The organism is Citrobacter sp. CK180 (genome assembly GCF_030333655.1).
Lineage (GTDB): Bacteria > Pseudomonadota > Gammaproteobacteria > Enterobacterales > Enterobacteriaceae > Citrobacter_B > Citrobacter_B koseri.
On record NZ_JAOWFM010000057.1, the window covers coordinates 234,237 to 249,786 of the forward strand.

Here is a 15,550-nt window from a genome sequence, read left to right on the forward strand (position 1 = left end):
AACAACTCCTGACTACTGACTTTTCGGGCAGTGTAAGCGCAACATCTGGCCTTGCCTGCCCAAAGGGGAAATGAGTTTAACGCTGATGCTGACACATCCCGCTTGTGTTGTCTGCATTCGGTTGGCCTGCCAGCTTTCGGGAGGTGAAAATGAATACAGCGCCGTTTGCTGCCAGCCGTACCGCCAGAGCTGTTGATATTGCGCCCTGACGACAAGACTCGTCATCAACGCCCGCTGATAACCCGATAACGCGGTGACGGTGATCACCAGCAGCGCCATCGCCAATATCACTTCTGGCAGACTAAAACCACGCTGCCTGTTCAGGGTATCTGGCATAACGCCACCTCACTCAACGGGCAAAAATCGCTCCATCCATGCGGAGAAAATACAACGCCGCTTTCCTCCAGAGCACCCAGGCGCCAGACCGATGCGCCATCATACTGCGCAATCAATAAAGCGGTGTTGTTCACAAGCAGGCGCAGGCAAACGCGGGCATTCGGCGTGGCGTATTGCCGACACTCAACCGCAGCCTGCGCCGACCATGACTGCATCCTTCCCCATTCCAGCGCCGACTGCGCCACCGCCTGACGCTGCAAGGCCCGGCTTTCTGTCGCCACCAGAGTGGAAAAGCTCGCCTGCTGCTGGTTTGCCCCCTGAAGCAGCAGGCTGCCCAATACCAGCAGCAAAAGCACCATCGCCAGAGAAGACACACCCCGTTCACGCTTCACAGATTAAACCCGGTGACGCTGTATTGCGCCTTAACAGCGGTTTTAGAAGCCGCTTTACTACGCCCCTGAAGAGACAGCGTCAGTACCGGCGCAAAACCGGGCATCTCCTGACACTCAACGTTAAATGCCTCAATCTGTACCGTATCGGGATCGGTCATTTTATCCCACCCTTTATCTGCGCATGATGTTGCCCCGCGCAGTGTTTCCAGCGTTTTATTGTTTAAACGAAACCCGATCTGTTCGGCCTCTTTTCCCGGCGCAGTCTCCCAGCGCCCGTTATTATTGGCGTCCCACTGTACGATAACGCACTCCCCCTGCCCGGCAATCACCAGTCCTCTCCCTGCGCAGTTTCCCCGGCAATATCCCGCGCGTTGCAGGTGTTTTGCCACGGTATAAGCACGCTGCCAGATCTCATCTTCCAGCAACAGTTGCCGCGTGGTCTGTAGAATCTCACGCTGTAGCGCGGGTAAAAATCGTGCCGCGCCGAGCAGTAGCATGCTGCTTATCGCCATCGCGATAAGTACCTCCAGCAGAGAAAAACCGCGCTCGTTCATCGACATGCTTCGGCCTCGCGTCCCTCACAGAGTCGGATTCGCCCCCAGGACGAAACCACCAGACGCCATTCACCCGCGGCGTTTTTCAGGCGGATATGCCCAGCCCAGGCGGTATTGCGCAGACCAAAAAACGCCAGCGAGGGGGTGATCTCCACCACGTCGATATCGCGCCATGCTGGAATAAAGACAAACGGCGCGTCTGGCGTACAGGCACCTTGCGCCGCAGCAGCGCTGACAAAGCACCAGTCGCCGCGTTCTCTGATGACCTGAACAATGTGATCCCGGTTGTGCCAGTTCGCATCCTCACGCAGTTGCAGCAAATAATCCCGCAGTTGGCTGGCGGTTTGCCATAACCGTTGCTGCTGTTGCCAACGCTGCCAGCCATAGAGCCCTGTGGCGCTAAGGCTAACCATAAGAAGCATTGCGACCATTGTTTCAATGAGCGTATAGCCCTGTTGTTTTTTCATAGCGGCAGTATGCCGGGGGCGGAGAAAATGACGAGGCAAGAATGCAGATTATTCGGCGCGTTACGAGAAATAGTTATCGTATTACAGCGCGTTGCAAAAATTCGGGAAGCAGCGCCGAAGAATGGCGTACGGGATAAAAAAAACCGACGCGCAAGGACGTCGGTTATGACAGGATGAGCTCAGGTCAGATAGCGACCGGCGCTTTAATGCCAGGATGCGGGTCGTAGCCTTCAATCTCAAAATCTTCAAAACGGTAGTCGAAGATAGAGTCAGGCTTACGTTTGATCACCAGTTTCGGCAGCGCGCGCGGTTCGCGGCTTAACTGTAGGTGCGTCTGTTCCATATGGTTGCTGTACAGGTGCGTGTCGCCGCCGGTCCAGACAAAGTCGCCCACTTCCAGGTCGCACTGTTGCGCCATCATATGCACCAGTAACGCATAGCTGGCGATATTAAACGGCAGCCCCAGGAAGACGTCGCAGGAGCGCTGATACAGCTGGCAGGAGAGCTTGCCGTCCGCAACATAGAACTGGAAGAACGCATGACACGGCGCCAGCGCCATTTTATCCAGCTCGCCGACGTTCCAGGCGGAAACAATAATACGGCGGGAGTCCGGGTCATTTTTCAACTGGTTCATGACCGTGGTGATCTGGTCAATATGGCGACCGTCCGGCGCAGGCCATGCGCGCCACTGTTTGCCATATACCGGGCCTAAATTACCGTTTTCATCGGCCCATTCGTCCCAGATCGTCACATTGTTTTCATGCAGGTAAGCGACGTTGGTATCGCCTTGCAGGAACCACAACAGCTCGTGAATGATGGAGCGTAAATGGCAGCGCTTCGTCGTCACCAGCGGAAATCCTTCCCGCAGGTTAAAACGCATCTGATGACCAAAAATGGAAAGCGTTCCGGTTCCGGTACGGTCGTTTTTCTGTGTGCCTTCATCCAGCACTTTTTGCATCAGTTCTAAATACTGTTTCATGGTTCCTCAGGAAACGTGTTGCTGTGGGCTGCGGCGGTAAGCCCAAACCATCATGATCACACCAGCGACAATCATCGGGATAGAGAGAATCTGCCCCATGCTGATGTACTGTACCCATGCGCCGGTAAACTGCGCATCCGGCTGGCGGAAGAATTCAACAATGATACGAAACGCGCCATAGCCAATCAGGAACAGGCCAGAGACAGCCCCCATCGGGCGCGACTTGCGGATAAACAGGTTAAGAATAATGAACAGCACGATACCTTCCAGCACCAGCTCATACAGCTGGGACGGGTGGCGAGGCAGAACGCCATAGGTATCAAAGATCGACTGCCACTGCGGGTTTGACGGCAACAGCGCGATATCTTCCGCGCGAGAGCCCGGGAACAGCATGGCAAACGGGAAGCTCGGATCGACACGCCCCCACAGCTCACCGTTGATAAAGTTCCCCAGACGCCCTGCGCCTAAACCAAAAGGAATCAGCGGCGCGATAAAATCGGATACCTGGAAGAAAGAACGTTTAGTGCGTCTGGCGAAGATCACCATCACCAGAATGACGCCGATCAGGCCGCCGTGGAAGGACATGCCGCCATCCCAGACGCGGAACAGATAGAGCGGATTTTCCAGGAACATCGGGAAGTTGTAGAACAGAACGTAACCAATACGGCCACCGAGGAAAACGCCGAGAAAACCGGCATAGAGTAAGTTTTCAACTTCGTTTTTGGTCCAGCCGCTGCCCGGACGGTTTGCCCGGCGAATCGCCAGCCACATTGCAAAGACAAAACCGACCAGGTACATCATGCCGTACCAGTGCAGCGCAACGGGCCCAATTGAGAAAATGACCGGATCAAATTCCGGAAAATGCAGATAGCTACTGGTCATCTGTCACCACAAGTTCTTGTTATTTCGCTGAAAATAGACAGCAATTGATATGCGCGCCAGCCGTTCACAGGCGCTCCAAAGGAGCGAATGATAGCACAAGGGGTGCATCGGTGATGCCGGGAAGATGTAAAAGATCTGTATAGGCTATCAATGACAATCCCAGGAATGCCTGATGGCGCTTACGCTTATCAGGCCTACAAACGGCACAACACCTTTGCCTGATGGCGCTATGCTTATCAGGTCTACAGACGGCACAACATCTTTGCCTGATGGCGCTGCGCTTATCAGGCCTACAGACGGCACCGTACCGTAGGCCGGATAAGGCGCGTGCGCCGCCATCCGGCAATCAAGGGCACAGCGCCTGTCACAACCCCCCGCGTATCAGGCCTCCCATGCCACGGCGCTCCATAAACGCCGCCACCTGATGACGCACTTCCGTCGCCATTTGCGCTTCCAGACTGCGCTGCGCCAGCGTTTGCGCGTCTTCATAATCAATGTGCCGCAGCAGGTATTTCACCCGCGCGACGGAGCGACCATTCATCGACAGATGGCGGAATCCCAGGCCTATCAGGATCGCCACACACATCGGATCGCCCGCCATTTCACCACATAGCCGCAAATCAAGCCCCTGTTTTTCGGCTTCCTGAGCGATCATCGCCAGCGCACGTAACATCCCCGGATGCAGGCTGTCGTAAATACTGGCCACACGCGTATTGTTGCGATCAACCGCCAGGATGTACTGCGTCAGATCATTGGTGCCAACGGAGATAAAATCGACCCGGTTCGCCAGTTGCGGCAGCATAAATACCATCGACGGCACTTCCAGCATGATCCCAATGCGCGGCCTGGGGATCGCGTAACCGATCATCTCTTCGACTTCACGCCCGGCACGCTCAATCAGGCGTCGCGCTTCATCCACTTCATCAATGCTGGTGACCATCGGCAGTAAAATGCTCAGGTTGCCGGTCGCGGCGTTGGCGCGCAGCATCGCGCGCACCTGGATCAGGAAGATCTCCGGCTGATCGAGCGTAATACGAATGCCGCGCCAGCCCAGGCACGGGTTTTCTTCGCTGATCGGCATATAGGGCAGTTGCTTGTCCGCGCCGACATCCAGCGTACGCAGAGTCACCGGTTTGTCGTTAAACATTTGCAGCATCCCCTGATACTGCGCCACCTGCTCTTCTTCCGAGGGGAAACCGCTTTGCAACATGAACGGAATTTCGGTGCGATAAAGCCCGATACCGTCGATACGGCTGCCCAGCTTCTCTTCATGTTCCGGGCTTAACCCTGCGTTAAGCATCACCTTAACGCGTTCGCCGCTTTTCAGATGCGCGGGCAGATTGACATCATCTTCCGCCAGCCGGCTTAGTTCATTCTCTTCGCTGATAAGCCGCTGATATTCCTGCAACAATACCGGTTCAGGATCGACCAGCAGTTCCCCGCGATAGCCATCCACCACCAGCGTGCGGTGATGAAGAACCGAAGGCTGAATATCCGCGCCCATCACGGTCGGAATACCGAGCGCGCGCACCATAATCGCCGCATGCGAGTTAGCCGCGCCGTCGCGAACCACGACGCCGGCCAGTCTGTCCTGCGGCAGTTCCGCCAGCGTGGTGGCTGAGAGTTCGTCCGCCACCAGCACAAAACGCTCGGGCCATGTGTTCGGCCCCTGAATGGTGTCATCCAGGTGGAATAACAGACGCTGGCCCAGCGCGCGTAAATCTCCGGCACGCTCTTTGAGGTAGCCATCCGTCAGGGCGGCAAACTGCTCGGCAAACTTTTCGATGACTTTTTTGACGGCCCACTCCGCCACCGCGCCTTTATCGACTTCGGCAAACAGTTCACGACGCAGTCGGGCATCAGAAAGCAGGTGTGAATACAGATCGAAGATCGCCGCCGTCTCTTTCTGCGCGCCAGCGGCAAAGCGCTTACTGTAACGACGAAATTCGTTAGCGGCCTCTTCCAGCGCGCCGGTCAGCCGCTCGCGCTCAAGCGCCGGGTCAAGGGTGGAGGCTTCATAGACCTGCTCCATCAGCGGCAACGTTGCATCCTGCCAGCCTTCCGCTATCGCCACGCCGGGCGCGGCGGGCAGCGCACGGATGCGCGTATGGCGGTATTGACCAAATAACGCGGTTAGCTGCGTCTGCGAAAGGATAGCCGCCATCTGAGTCGCCAGCGTAACGAGGAAAGACTCTTCACTTTCATCGTACTGGCGCAGTTCACGCTGCTGTACCACCAGCACCCCCAGTAGCTGGCGGCGCTGGATAATCGGCACGCCCAGAAAAGCGCGGAAACGCTCCTCTTTTACTGACGGGATGTATTTAAAGCTGGGGTGTTTCTGCGCATCGGCAAGGTTGATCGGTTCCGCCAGCCTGCCAACCAGGCCGACGATACCTTCATCAAATGCGAGTGTGACAGTACGGCCACGCGGTTTTTTTAGCCCTCGCGTCGCCATGAGGTAGTAACAACGTCGGTCGTGATCGGCCAGATAGACCGAACAGACCTCTGTATCCATCGCAAGACAGATATCAGTGACCAGAATATTCAGCGCCTCGTTAAGGCGCGGCGCACTGGCCACCTTTTCCACTATTTCGCGCAGGCGGGTGAGCATAATTTGCGTAGCTTTAACCTCTTTTACGTCGCCAGGCAGGTGCGTTTTGTGGCTTCGGCGTACTCTCCTGAAGCGCCATCACGACACTTGCGAACTCTTTCATCACCCTGCGGTAGACATCGCGTTTAAATGACACCACCTGCCTGACCGGGTACCAGTAACTTACCCAGCGCCAGCCATCAAACTCAGGGGTGCTGCTGGTTTGCATATTGATTTCCGCATCAGCGCTCATCAATTGCAGAAGAAACCATTTTTGTTTCTGGCCGATACAAACCGGCTTCGTGTCCCAACGCACCAAACGTTTCGGTAACTTGTAACGCAACCAGTTGCGAGTAGAAGCAAGTATCCGCACATCTTTACGGCTCAACCCGACTTCTTCAAACAGTTCCCGGTACATCGCTTGTTCTGCTGACTCCCCTGAATTTATCCCGCCTTGCGGGAATTGCCAGGAGTGCTGACCAAATCGCCGGGCCCACATAACCTGCCCCTGGCGATTACAAATTACGATACCTACATTTGGGCGGTAGCCATCGTCATCAATCACCGGACTACCTCAACATAAACCTTATATATGAATGATTGTTTCACACTCCAGAGAGACGGTAAACCACTCTGTTAGGCGTACGCGCTACTAATAACAATTGAATAACTCACAGCAAATAGCCGAGTTATAAACAGAGAGGTGTGTTCACAGACGATTTTATTCACTTTTTCTGTGGATATAGTTGTGAAGAAGTACGGAATTACTACGGGAAAACCCGGAACAGTCTGAATTGGGCGGCAAACACCATCAAAAAATAGCTTTGTAAATTCATTAAGTTAAATGCAAAACCTGCGACCATTCGTGCTAAATCGTGACAGACATCACATTGAAGATCGTCAGGCTGATGAAAGATCAACCACCGTCGCTTTTATCCACAGATTGTGCCAATAAGTTAGGCACAATTTGTGTAAAAATTCGATTTTCGTCGCACGTCAAGGCTGTAAATTGAAACAGTAGTGGCGGTTTTTCACAGTTATCCCATCTTTCTGTGGATAACATGGTGTAAGATCCTGTTTATTTTCAGTGACCAGATTTGGAAAACCCATTTCTCTGTTGCGCAACTTGCAGGATCAAATCCTAAAAACCAATATAAATCATGCGATTGAACATCGCGTGTGGAAATCGTTAAACTCTGTTCATACGGTATAAAATCATTGTTCACTTTTTCGCCTAAGGTATAACGTCATGCCCGGACTCCGCCCGCTACTTTCTCCGCCAGCATCTGAAGCCCTTTTGCTTGCCCAGGCGCAGCAGCTTTCAGGTTACTCGCTGGGCGAACTGGCGACGCTGGCCGGTTTAGTGGCCCCCAAAGATTTGAAACGGGATAAAGGCTGGATTGGCGTGCTGCTGGAGATCTGGCTCGGCGCCAGCGCCGGTAGCAAACCGGAACAAGATTTCGCCGCGCTTGGCGTGGAGCTGAAAACCATTCCCGTCGATAGCCTTGGCCGCCCGCTGGAAACCACGTTTGTCTGCGTCGCGCCGCTAACCGGCAACAGCGGCGTGACGTGGGAAACAAGTCACGTCCGCCACAAATTAAAACGTGTGTTATGGGTTCCCGTAGAGGGGGATCGCAGTATTCCGTTAGCCGATCGGCGCGTCGGTTCCCCACTACTGTGGAGCCCAAATGAAGAAGAAGACCAGCAGCTTCGCCTCGACTGGGAAGAGTTGATGGACATGATTGTGCTGGGTCAGGTTGAGCGGATCACCGCCCGGCATGGCGAATTTTTACAACTGCGGCCAAAAGCGGCGAATGCCAAAGCCCTTACCGAAGCAATTGGCGCGCAGGGAGAGACTATTCTGACGCTGCCGCGCGGCTTTTATCTGAAAAAGAACTTCACTCGCACGCTGCTGGCCCGCCATTTCCTGTTACAGGGCTAACAGGCACAGACTGGACTTTCACCTGCCGCATTGCGCGCCTATAATTAGCGCTTCTTTTTTTTGGCAGGACTTTGTTCGATGTTATTTGCATGGGTAACCGATCCTAACGCCTGGCTCGCGCTCGGTACGCTGACGCTGCTGGAGATCGTTCTTGGGATCGACAATATTATTTTCCTCTCTCTGGTGGTGGCGAAACTTCCTACAGCGCAACGGAATCACGCCCGACGCCTTGGGCTGGCGGCGGCGATGGTGATGCGCCTGGCTTTGCTGGCTTCTATCGCCTGGGTCACACGCCTGACAAACCCGCTGTTCGAGATTTTCGGCGAAGCGATTTCCGCCCGCGATCTGATCCTGCTGCTGGGTGGGTTGTTCCTGATCTGGAAAGCCAGTAAAGAAATTCACGAATCGATTGAAGGCGAGGAAGAAGGGCTGAAAACGCGCGTCTCCTCCTTCCTGGGCGCGATTGTCCAGATCATGATGCTGGATATTATTTTCAGCCTTGACTCCGTCATCACGGCGGTGGGCCTCTCGGATCATCTGTTTATCATGATGGCGGCAGTTGTGATTGCCGTCGGCGTGATGATGTTCGCGGCGCGTCCTATCGGCGAGTTTGTTGACCGCCACCCTTCCGTAAAAATGCTGGCGCTTTCTTTCCTGATTCTGGTCGGCTTTACCCTGATTCTGGAAAGTTTCGATGTACACGTTCCGAAAGGGTACATCTACTTCGCCATGTTCTTCTCTATCGCGGTAGAGAGCCTGAACCTGATGCGCAATAAAAAGAACCCTCTCTGATTCACTCTTTCGCTCCCTGTAAGGGGAGCGAATACCCGCAATGCCGCTCCCGTTCCTCACAGTTTAAGATTTTACTGCTTTTATCAGACATAACTTCAGGTTATTACTAGACTATTATCAGACGCAGGCCACGTGAGGATAAATGGATGAAAAAATGGGCAGTTGTGATTTCCGCTGTAGGACTGGCTTTTGCTGTTTCTGGATGTAGCAGCGATTATGTAATGGCGACCAAAGATGGTCGGATGATTCTGACCGACGGTAAACCAGAAATTGACGATGATACGGGTCTGGTGAGCTACCACGATCAGCAAGGCAACGCGATGCAAATCAATCGTGACGAAGTCTCTCAGATCATTGAACGCTAATTGTTGAGGTCAGCAGCCCTGCTGGCCTTAGAATTTTCTCTTTCCCTTTTCTCTTCCCTCTGCCATTTTTATATTCCTTTGTCGGGATTTACTGACTTCATAATAAGAAGGAAACGGCTATGCACTATCACCGTATACCCCACAGCTCGCTTGAAATAAGTACACTGGGGCTGGGCACAATGACGTTTGGTGAACAAAACAGCGAAGCCGACGCACATGCACAGCTCGATTACGCCGTGGATCAGGGCATTAACCTGATCGACGTCGCCGAAATGTATCCGGTGCCTCCACGCCCGGAAACCCAGGGGCTAACAGAAACCTATGTCGGTAACTGGCTTGCTAAACACGGCAGCCGTGAGAAGCTGGTTATCGCTTCCAAGGTAAGCGGCCCATCGCGTAATAACGACAGCGGAATTCGCCCCAATCAGGCGCTGGATCGTAAAAATATCCGTGAGGCCTTACACGATAGCCTCAAACGCCTGCAAACCGACTATCTGGATCTGTATCAGGTTCACTGGCCGCAGCGCCCGACCAACTGCTTCGGCAAGCTGGGCTACAGCTGGACGGATTCGGCACCGGTTGTCACGCTGCTCGAAACGCTGGACGCGCTGACGGAGTTCCAGCGCGCGGGCAAAATTCGCTACATCGGCGTCTCTAACGAAACGGCCTTCGGCGTCATGCGCTATCTGCATCTGGCGGATAAACATGATCTGCCGCGCATTGTTACTATCCAGAACCCTTACAGCCTGCTGAACCGCAGTTATGAGGTGGGATTAGCGGAAGTCAGCCAGTATGAAGGCGTCGAGCTGCTGGCCTACTCTTGCCTGGCGTTCGGTACGTTGACCGGTAAATATCTGAATGGCGCCAAACCCGCCGGCGCGCGCAACACCCTGTTTAGCCGCTTTACGCGCTACAGCGGCGAGCAGGCGCAAAAGGCGGTTGCGGCCTACGTCGACATCGCCAGACGCCACAACCTCGATCCGGCCCAGATGGCGCTGGCGTTTGTGCGTCGTCAGCCGTTCGTCGCCAGCACCCTGTTGGGCGCAACGACGATGGCGCAGTTAAAAACCAACGTTGAGAGTTTGCATCTGGAGTTAAGCGAAGAGGTGCTGGCGGAGATCGAAGCGGTACACCAGGTTTATACCTACCCGGCACCGTAATATGCATATCCGGCCTACCAACAGCACCATACCGTAGGCCGGATAAGGCGCCTGCGCCGCCATCCGGCGCTTCTGCCTGATGGCGCTGCGCTTATCAGGCCTACCGACGGCGCAACAATCACATCTGGCGGCGCTGCCAAATCCACAGCGCCGCAATCGCCAATGCAAACAGCCCGCCAAAACCAATGCCGATCGCCACGACCGGAATGCCCACCAGTACGGCCAGCGAATAGAGACCCAGCATCAACAGCATCGCGCTGTTCTCCCCCAGGTTCTGTACCGCAATCGCGTTGCCCGCGCCGACGCTTTTCTTGCCGCGCTCCTGCAATAACGCATTGAGCGGCACCACGAAAAAGCCGCCCAGCACGCCAATAAGCGTCAACAGCGCATAGGCCGGAAGCAACGCGTGTTGCAAAGAAAAAATCAGCACCACCACGCCAATCAGAATACCCGCAGGCATACAACGCGCTACCGTCTCCAGCGTAACCAGCTTCGCCGCAGCGCCTGCGCCCACAACAATACCGATCGCCACCATTGCGTTCAGGTAAGTCGGCGTGGCGTTATCGGTAATTCCCAGCGCTACCGGCACCCACAGCACCAGCAGAAAACGCAGAGTGACGCCCGCGCCCCAAAAAAGGCTGGTGCCAACCAGCGAGAAACGCGTCTCCCCGTTACGCCAGAGAGACATGCAGGCACAGAAGAAGCTGCGCACCATCTTACGCAAATGCCAGGACTGGCCTGGCCGCGCCGCCGCGAGTTTCGGAATAAAAAGGTTAGCGACGACTGCGCCCGCATAGGCCAACGCACAGGCGACCAGCGCCGCAATCACATGCCAGTCTGCCAGTACGCCGCCTGCCACCGATCCCAGCAGAATCGCGGCAATGGTGGAGGCTTCCATCAGACCATTAGCTTTCACCAGTTTGTCGCCCGTGGTCAGCTCGCCAAGAATGCCATATTTCGCCGGAGAGTAAGCCGCCGCGCCAATCCCCACCAGCGTATAGCCGACAAAGGGATTAAAACCAAAACAGATGCTCGCGGCGCCCAACAGTTTCAGGCCGTTGGCGAACATCATCACCCGACCTTTGGCAAAGCTGTCCGCCACCTGCCCGACAAAGGGGGCAAAAAGAATGTAAGCGCCTACAAACACCATTTGCAGGATCGGCTGGCTCCAGTCCGGGTAGAACTGCGCCTTCAGTAGCGCCAGCGTCGCGAACAACAGCGCGTTATCGCCAAACGCAGAGAGAAACTGCGCGGCGATAACCGACATCATCCCTTTCGACCAGATCGAGGTGTTAGTATGTACTGACTCACGCATGTTGTTTTTCCGGTTCATCAACCCAGCTTTTCAGCGTCACAAAGTCTGGTTTGCCGCTGCCCAGTAACGGAAGTTGTTTCAGATAGCGGATATCACGCGGTACGGCAAGTTCAGGAATGCCGTGTGTGCGGGCATATTGTAGCAGGCTTTCACGCGTCAGCTCGCCGTCTGTCGTGAACAGCACCAGCGCTTCGCCTTTGCTGGCGTCGCTTTTAATCGCCGTGGCGTGCATTTTATCTGGCGAGACGCCCAGCGCCAGCTGTTCGACCATCTCCAGCGAAACCATCTCTCCGGCGATTTTCGCAAAGCGCTTCGCTCGCCCCTGGATCTGCACAAAACCGTTTTCATCGAAACGCACAATATCGCCCGTGTCGTACCAGCCCTGTTCAACGTCGCCCAGCGCATTTTCCGCCGCAGGCGCTTCCAGCACGCCCGGTTTTTCAACCCGCAGGTAGCCATTCATGATATTAGGCCCTTTGAGTTGCAGACGCCCGCCGTCATCAATGCCCGGAACCGCCAGCAAGCGCGCATCCATGCCTGGCAAAATGCGCCCAACGGTGCCCGGCTTCGCCGCCATAGGTACGTTAATCGACACGACCGGCGCGCATTCGGTCACGCCGTAACCTTCCAGAACGCGCAGGCCGAATTTGTCCTGCCAGAGCTGTCGGGTGCTGTCCTGCAATTTTTCCGCGCCGGCGACGACATAGCGCAGACGATAGAAGTCATACGGGTTGGCAAAGCGCGCGTAGTTGCCCAGAAACGTCGACGTGCCAAACAGCACCGTGCAGTTCCGGTCATAGACCAGCTCCGGCACAATGCGATAGTGCAACGGGCTGGGATAGAGAAACACCTCAGCGCCGGTCAGCAGCGGCGTCAACAGGCCGACGGTCAGGCCGAAGGAGTGGAACAGCGGCAGCGCTGACATAAAGCGGTCGTTCGCCGTGAAATCGGCAATGGTTTTTATCTGCTCAACGTTCGCCAGAAGGCTTTTATGGCTGTGCACCACGCCTTTCGGGTGCCCTTCCGAACCGGATGTAAAGAGGATCATTGCCGCCTCTTCCGGCCGCTGTTTGACCTGCGCCAGGCGCGGCATCAGCAGATGCGCAAAAATCCAGAGCTTATCGGCGAGCGTCACATCAGCTTTTAAATCTTCGAGATAAATCCAGCGAACCTGCGTCAGTTGCTCCGGCAGATGCCAGAGTTTGCCTTTCTCAAGAAACTGACGGGAGGTGAATACGGTTTTGATCTCCGCAGCGGTAATGGCGCTGGTCAACCCTTTCACACCCGCCGTGTAGTTCATCATCGCCGGGATACGGCCACGAGAAACCGCGCCAAAGATGACGGCGGCGCTGATGGCCGCGTTTGGCAGCATCAGGCCGATGTTTTCGCCCTGCGCGCTGTATTTTTCCAGAATGCGGCCGACAAACAGCGTTTTTGTCAGCAATTTGCGATAAGTGTCCGGCGTGAAGTTAATATCTTCAACACAATTTTTACCCGCCCCGTAGCGGTACTGCGCAGCTAACAGTGATTCATACAGCGTTTCACGCGGGCGCACCGCCATGCGCGCTTCCATCATAATTTGATGCAGCATTTCTCCGGCCAGTTTGCGGCGCTCGCGCGCTCGCGGCGCCTCCGGCATCGGCAGATGAGTAGGCGGCAGGATATGCAGGTGAATGCGCGGGAAAAAGCGCTGTTTTACCAGACCTTTCAGGCGGCTAAAGTGCGTAAGCTCTGCGCCTTCAATACGAACCGGCACCACCGTTGCGCCAGACTTCGCCGCCACAAACCCGGCGCCGTCGTAGATTTTCATCAACGAACCGCTAACCGAAATTCGCCCTTCCGGGAAGATAACCACCGGGCGGCCCTGCTCTACCAGGCGTACCAGGTGCTTAATCGCCATCGGCTTCGTCGGGTCGAGCGGCACGAAATCAATCAGCGACTTTAACCAGCGCATGTACCATTGCTGGCTGATAGAGGAATAGACCGCGAAAACAGGGCGAACCGGTAAAAACAGGGCGAGTAAAATACCGTCGATAAAAGAGACATGGTTTGGCGTGATCAGGATGCGCTCACCCTGTAGCGCCCTGGCATCCCCGGTGACGCGTACACGATAAAGCACGCGGAACAGGTTGCGAAAAAATCCAAAAAGCATGTCAACTCCCTTTGCTCACAGTTCGGTAAAGATGCATGGTTGCAGATTATACGAGATGGGGAACAGGCGCGACAGGTAAATGGAAGGACGAAAAAAAACCTGCGCATCCGCGCAGGTTGGTGCAAGAGACAGGTACGAAGAGCGTACCGAATAATCTCACCAATCAATACCTCTGGGATCTTGATTGTGGTCTCCGGCGACGCTGCGCGCCACCAGCAAAACGCAAAGGAATGAACACAAATGCAACGAGTTGTGTAAATTATCGGTTACTGTTACAGATTGGTGTAAGCGCAAAAAAAAACCTGCACATGATGCGCAGGTTGGTGTAATTCTTGTGATCAACCCGAAAGCTGATTTCACCTATCAATACCTCTGGGATCTCAACTCTAGCAATCCGCCCGACGCCCTCACCAGCGAACAATCGCAACAGCGCTTCGCAAAGTGTAACCAAAGGTTTGCATTCTCCCTTTTCTGTCTTACTTCCCCGGCGTGCGCTCACATTTGCGCGTTCCCGTCAGGCAATCTGCTTGAACAGATAGCCATTTTCCGTAACACTGACGAAATGTAAGCGTTTACCCACTATAGGTACTGTCATGGCGACCATAAAGGATGTAGCCCGACTGGCTGGTGTTTCAGTCGCCACCGTTTCTCGCGTTATTAATGATTCCCCGAAAGCCAGCGAAGCATCCCGCCTCGCGGTCACCAGCGCGATGGAATCGCTCAGCTATCACCCCAACGCCAATGCGCGAGCGCTGGCGCAGCAATCCACGGAGACAATTGGTTTAGTCGTGGGGGATGTCTCCGACCCTTTCTTTGGCGCGATGGTTAAAGCGGTCGAGCAGGTGGCCTACCACACCGGTAATTTCTTACTGATTGGCAACGGCTACCATAATGAACAAAAAGAGCGTCAGGCGATTGAACAACTGATCCGCCATCGTTGCGCGGCGTTAGTCGTACACGCCAAGATGATCCCGGACGCGGATCTGGCGTCATTAATGAAACAGATGCCTGGCATGGTGCTGATTAACCGCATCCTGCCTGGGTTTGAGCAGCGCTGCGTGGCGTTAGATGACCGTTACGGCGCCTGGCTGGCAACGCGTCACTTAATTCAGCAGGGCCATACCCGCATCGGCTATATCTGTTCCAACCATTCGATTTCTGATGCGGAAGACCGGCTCAAGGGTTATTACGACGCGCTGGAAGAGAGCCATATTCCGGCTAACGACAGGCTGGTCACGTTCGGTGAACCGGATGAGAGCGGCGGTGAACAGGCAATGACCGAACTGTTAGGTCGCGGAAGAAACTTCACGGCGATCGCCTGTTACAACGATTCGATGGCCGCAGGCGCAATGGGCGTATTAAACGACAACGGTATTGACGTGCCGGGCGAAATTTCACTGATTGGTTTCGATGATGTGCTGGTCTCGCGCTACGTGCGTCCACGTCTGACCACGGTACGCTACCCGATCGTGACCATGGCGACTCAGGCCGCCGAACTGGCGCTCGCGCTGGCGGAAAAACGGCCTGTACCCGAAATCACCCATGTCTTTAGCCCTACTCTGGTACGTCGGCATTCCGTTTCGACGCCGTCGGAAACCGGGAATTCTTCGTCAAACGATTAATC

General features: G+C 55.0%; 16 protein-coding genes. 5 read left to right on the plus strand and 11 right to left on the minus strand.

Annotated elements, in window-relative coordinates; translation table 11 throughout:
• Window positions 1–12: 12 nt before the first annotated feature.
• The 9 genes from OGV50_RS23385 to OGV50_RS23705 all read right to left on the minus strand — a co-directional run bounded on the left by OGV50_RS23385 (window position 13) and on the right by OGV50_RS23705 (window position 7,263).
• Window positions 13–336 carry a prepilin-type N-terminal cleavage/methylation domain-containing protein gene (locus OGV50_RS23385; protein ID WP_200092717.1) on the minus strand — a complete coding sequence of 108 codons (324 nt, stop codon included), beginning with the start codon at window positions 334–336 and terminating at the stop codon, window positions 13–15.
• On the minus strand, window positions 321–728 hold the full coding sequence (locus tag OGV50_RS23390) for a DUF2509 family protein (protein ID WP_200092715.1): 408 nt from the start codon (window positions 726–728) through the stop codon (window positions 321–323). The genes OGV50_RS23385 and OGV50_RS23390 overlap by 16 nt, the downstream gene beginning before the upstream one ends.
• Window positions 725–1,288 carry a prepilin peptidase-dependent protein gene (locus OGV50_RS23395; protein ID WP_200092714.1) on the minus strand — a complete coding sequence of 188 codons (564 nt, stop codon included), beginning with the start codon at window positions 1,286–1,288 and terminating at the stop codon, window positions 725–727. Before OGV50_RS23395 ends, OGV50_RS23390 begins: the two co-directional genes overlap by 4 nt.
• Complete coding sequence (locus OGV50_RS23400; RefSeq protein ID WP_200092713.1) at window positions 1,279–1,749, minus strand: prepilin peptidase-dependent protein; 471 nt, start codon at window positions 1,747–1,749, stop codon at window positions 1,279–1,281. The genes OGV50_RS23395 and OGV50_RS23400 overlap by 10 nt, the downstream gene beginning before the upstream one ends.
• A gap of 184 nt (window positions 1,750–1,933) precedes the next feature.
• Entirely contained in the window at window positions 1,934–2,728 is a 795-nt protein-coding gene (gene thyA, locus OGV50_RS23405) for a thymidylate synthase (RefSeq protein WP_012134943.1), read from the minus strand.
• 6 nt (window positions 2,729–2,734) lie between these two features.
• Complete coding sequence (lgt, locus tag OGV50_RS23410; protein ID WP_071257899.1) at window positions 2,735–3,610, minus strand: prolipoprotein diacylglyceryl transferase; 876 nt, start codon at window positions 3,608–3,610, stop codon at window positions 2,735–2,737.
• Window positions 3,611–3,974: 364 nt separating this feature from the next.
• The gene (gene ptsP, locus OGV50_RS23415) at window positions 3,975–6,221 is read right to left on the minus strand and encodes a phosphoenolpyruvate--protein phosphotransferase (RefSeq protein ID WP_012134945.1); all 2,247 of its coding nucleotides are present in this window, start codon (window positions 6,219–6,221) and stop codon (window positions 3,975–3,977) included.
• 13 nt (window positions 6,222–6,234) lie between these two features.
• On the minus strand, window positions 6,235–6,765 hold the full coding sequence (gene rppH, locus OGV50_RS23420) for an RNA pyrophosphohydrolase (protein ID WP_024130909.1): 531 nt from the start codon (window positions 6,763–6,765) through the stop codon (window positions 6,235–6,237).
• A 351-nt stretch (window positions 6,766–7,116) separates the two neighbouring features.
• Window positions 7,117–7,263 (minus strand): hypothetical protein, encoded by a 147-nt coding sequence (locus tag OGV50_RS23705; protein WP_047461519.1) that lies wholly within the window; start codon window positions 7,261–7,263, stop codon window positions 7,117–7,119.
• A 186-nt stretch (window positions 7,264–7,449) separates the two neighbouring features.
• On the opposite strand from OGV50_RS23705, the gene mutH reads away from it, so the two are divergent.
• From mutH to OGV50_RS23440, 4 genes are all read left to right on the plus strand, one after another.
• The gene (gene mutH / locus OGV50_RS23425; RefSeq protein ID WP_130028537.1) at window positions 7,450–8,142 is read left to right on the plus strand and encodes a DNA mismatch repair endonuclease MutH; all 693 of its coding nucleotides are present in this window, start codon (window positions 7,450–7,452) and stop codon (window positions 8,140–8,142) included.
• A 78-nt stretch (window positions 8,143–8,220) separates the two neighbouring features.
• On the plus strand, window positions 8,221–8,934 hold the full coding sequence (locus OGV50_RS23430) for a TerC family protein (RefSeq protein WP_012134949.1): 714 nt from the start codon (window positions 8,221–8,223) through the stop codon (window positions 8,932–8,934).
• A 146-nt stretch (window positions 8,935–9,080) separates the two neighbouring features.
• A complete protein-coding gene (gene ygdR, locus OGV50_RS23435) occupies window positions 9,081–9,299 on the plus strand; it encodes a lipoprotein YgdR (RefSeq protein ID WP_012134951.1) in 219 nt (72 codons plus the stop codon).
• A gap of 119 nt (window positions 9,300–9,418) precedes the next feature.
• Window positions 9,419–10,459, plus strand: coding sequence for an NADP(H)-dependent aldo-keto reductase (locus tag OGV50_RS23440; RefSeq protein WP_047461513.1), 1,041 nt, complete (start codon window positions 9,419–9,421; stop codon window positions 10,457–10,459).
• A gap of 118 nt (window positions 10,460–10,577) precedes the next feature.
• Here the strand turns inward: OGV50_RS23440 and lplT are convergent, their stop codons facing one another.
• Both lplT and aas read right to left on the minus strand, forming a co-directional pair.
• On the minus strand, window positions 10,578–11,774 hold the full coding sequence (gene lplT / locus OGV50_RS23445; RefSeq protein ID WP_047461510.1) for a lysophospholipid transporter LplT: 1,197 nt from the start codon (window positions 11,772–11,774) through the stop codon (window positions 10,578–10,580).
• Window positions 11,767–13,926 carry a bifunctional acyl-ACP--phospholipid O-acyltransferase/long-chain-fatty-acid--ACP ligase gene (aas, locus tag OGV50_RS23450; RefSeq protein WP_012134954.1) on the minus strand — a complete coding sequence of 720 codons (2,160 nt, stop codon included), beginning with the start codon at window positions 13,924–13,926 and terminating at the stop codon, window positions 11,767–11,769. The genes lplT and aas overlap by 8 nt, the downstream gene beginning before the upstream one ends.
• Before the next feature lie 593 nt (window positions 13,927–14,519).
• On the opposite strand from aas, the gene galR reads away from it, so the two are divergent.
• Entirely contained in the window at window positions 14,520–15,548 is a 1,029-nt protein-coding gene (gene galR / locus OGV50_RS23455; protein WP_047461505.1) for an HTH-type transcriptional regulator GalR, read from the plus strand.
• The last annotated feature ends 2 nt before the right edge of the window (window positions 15,549–15,550 follow it).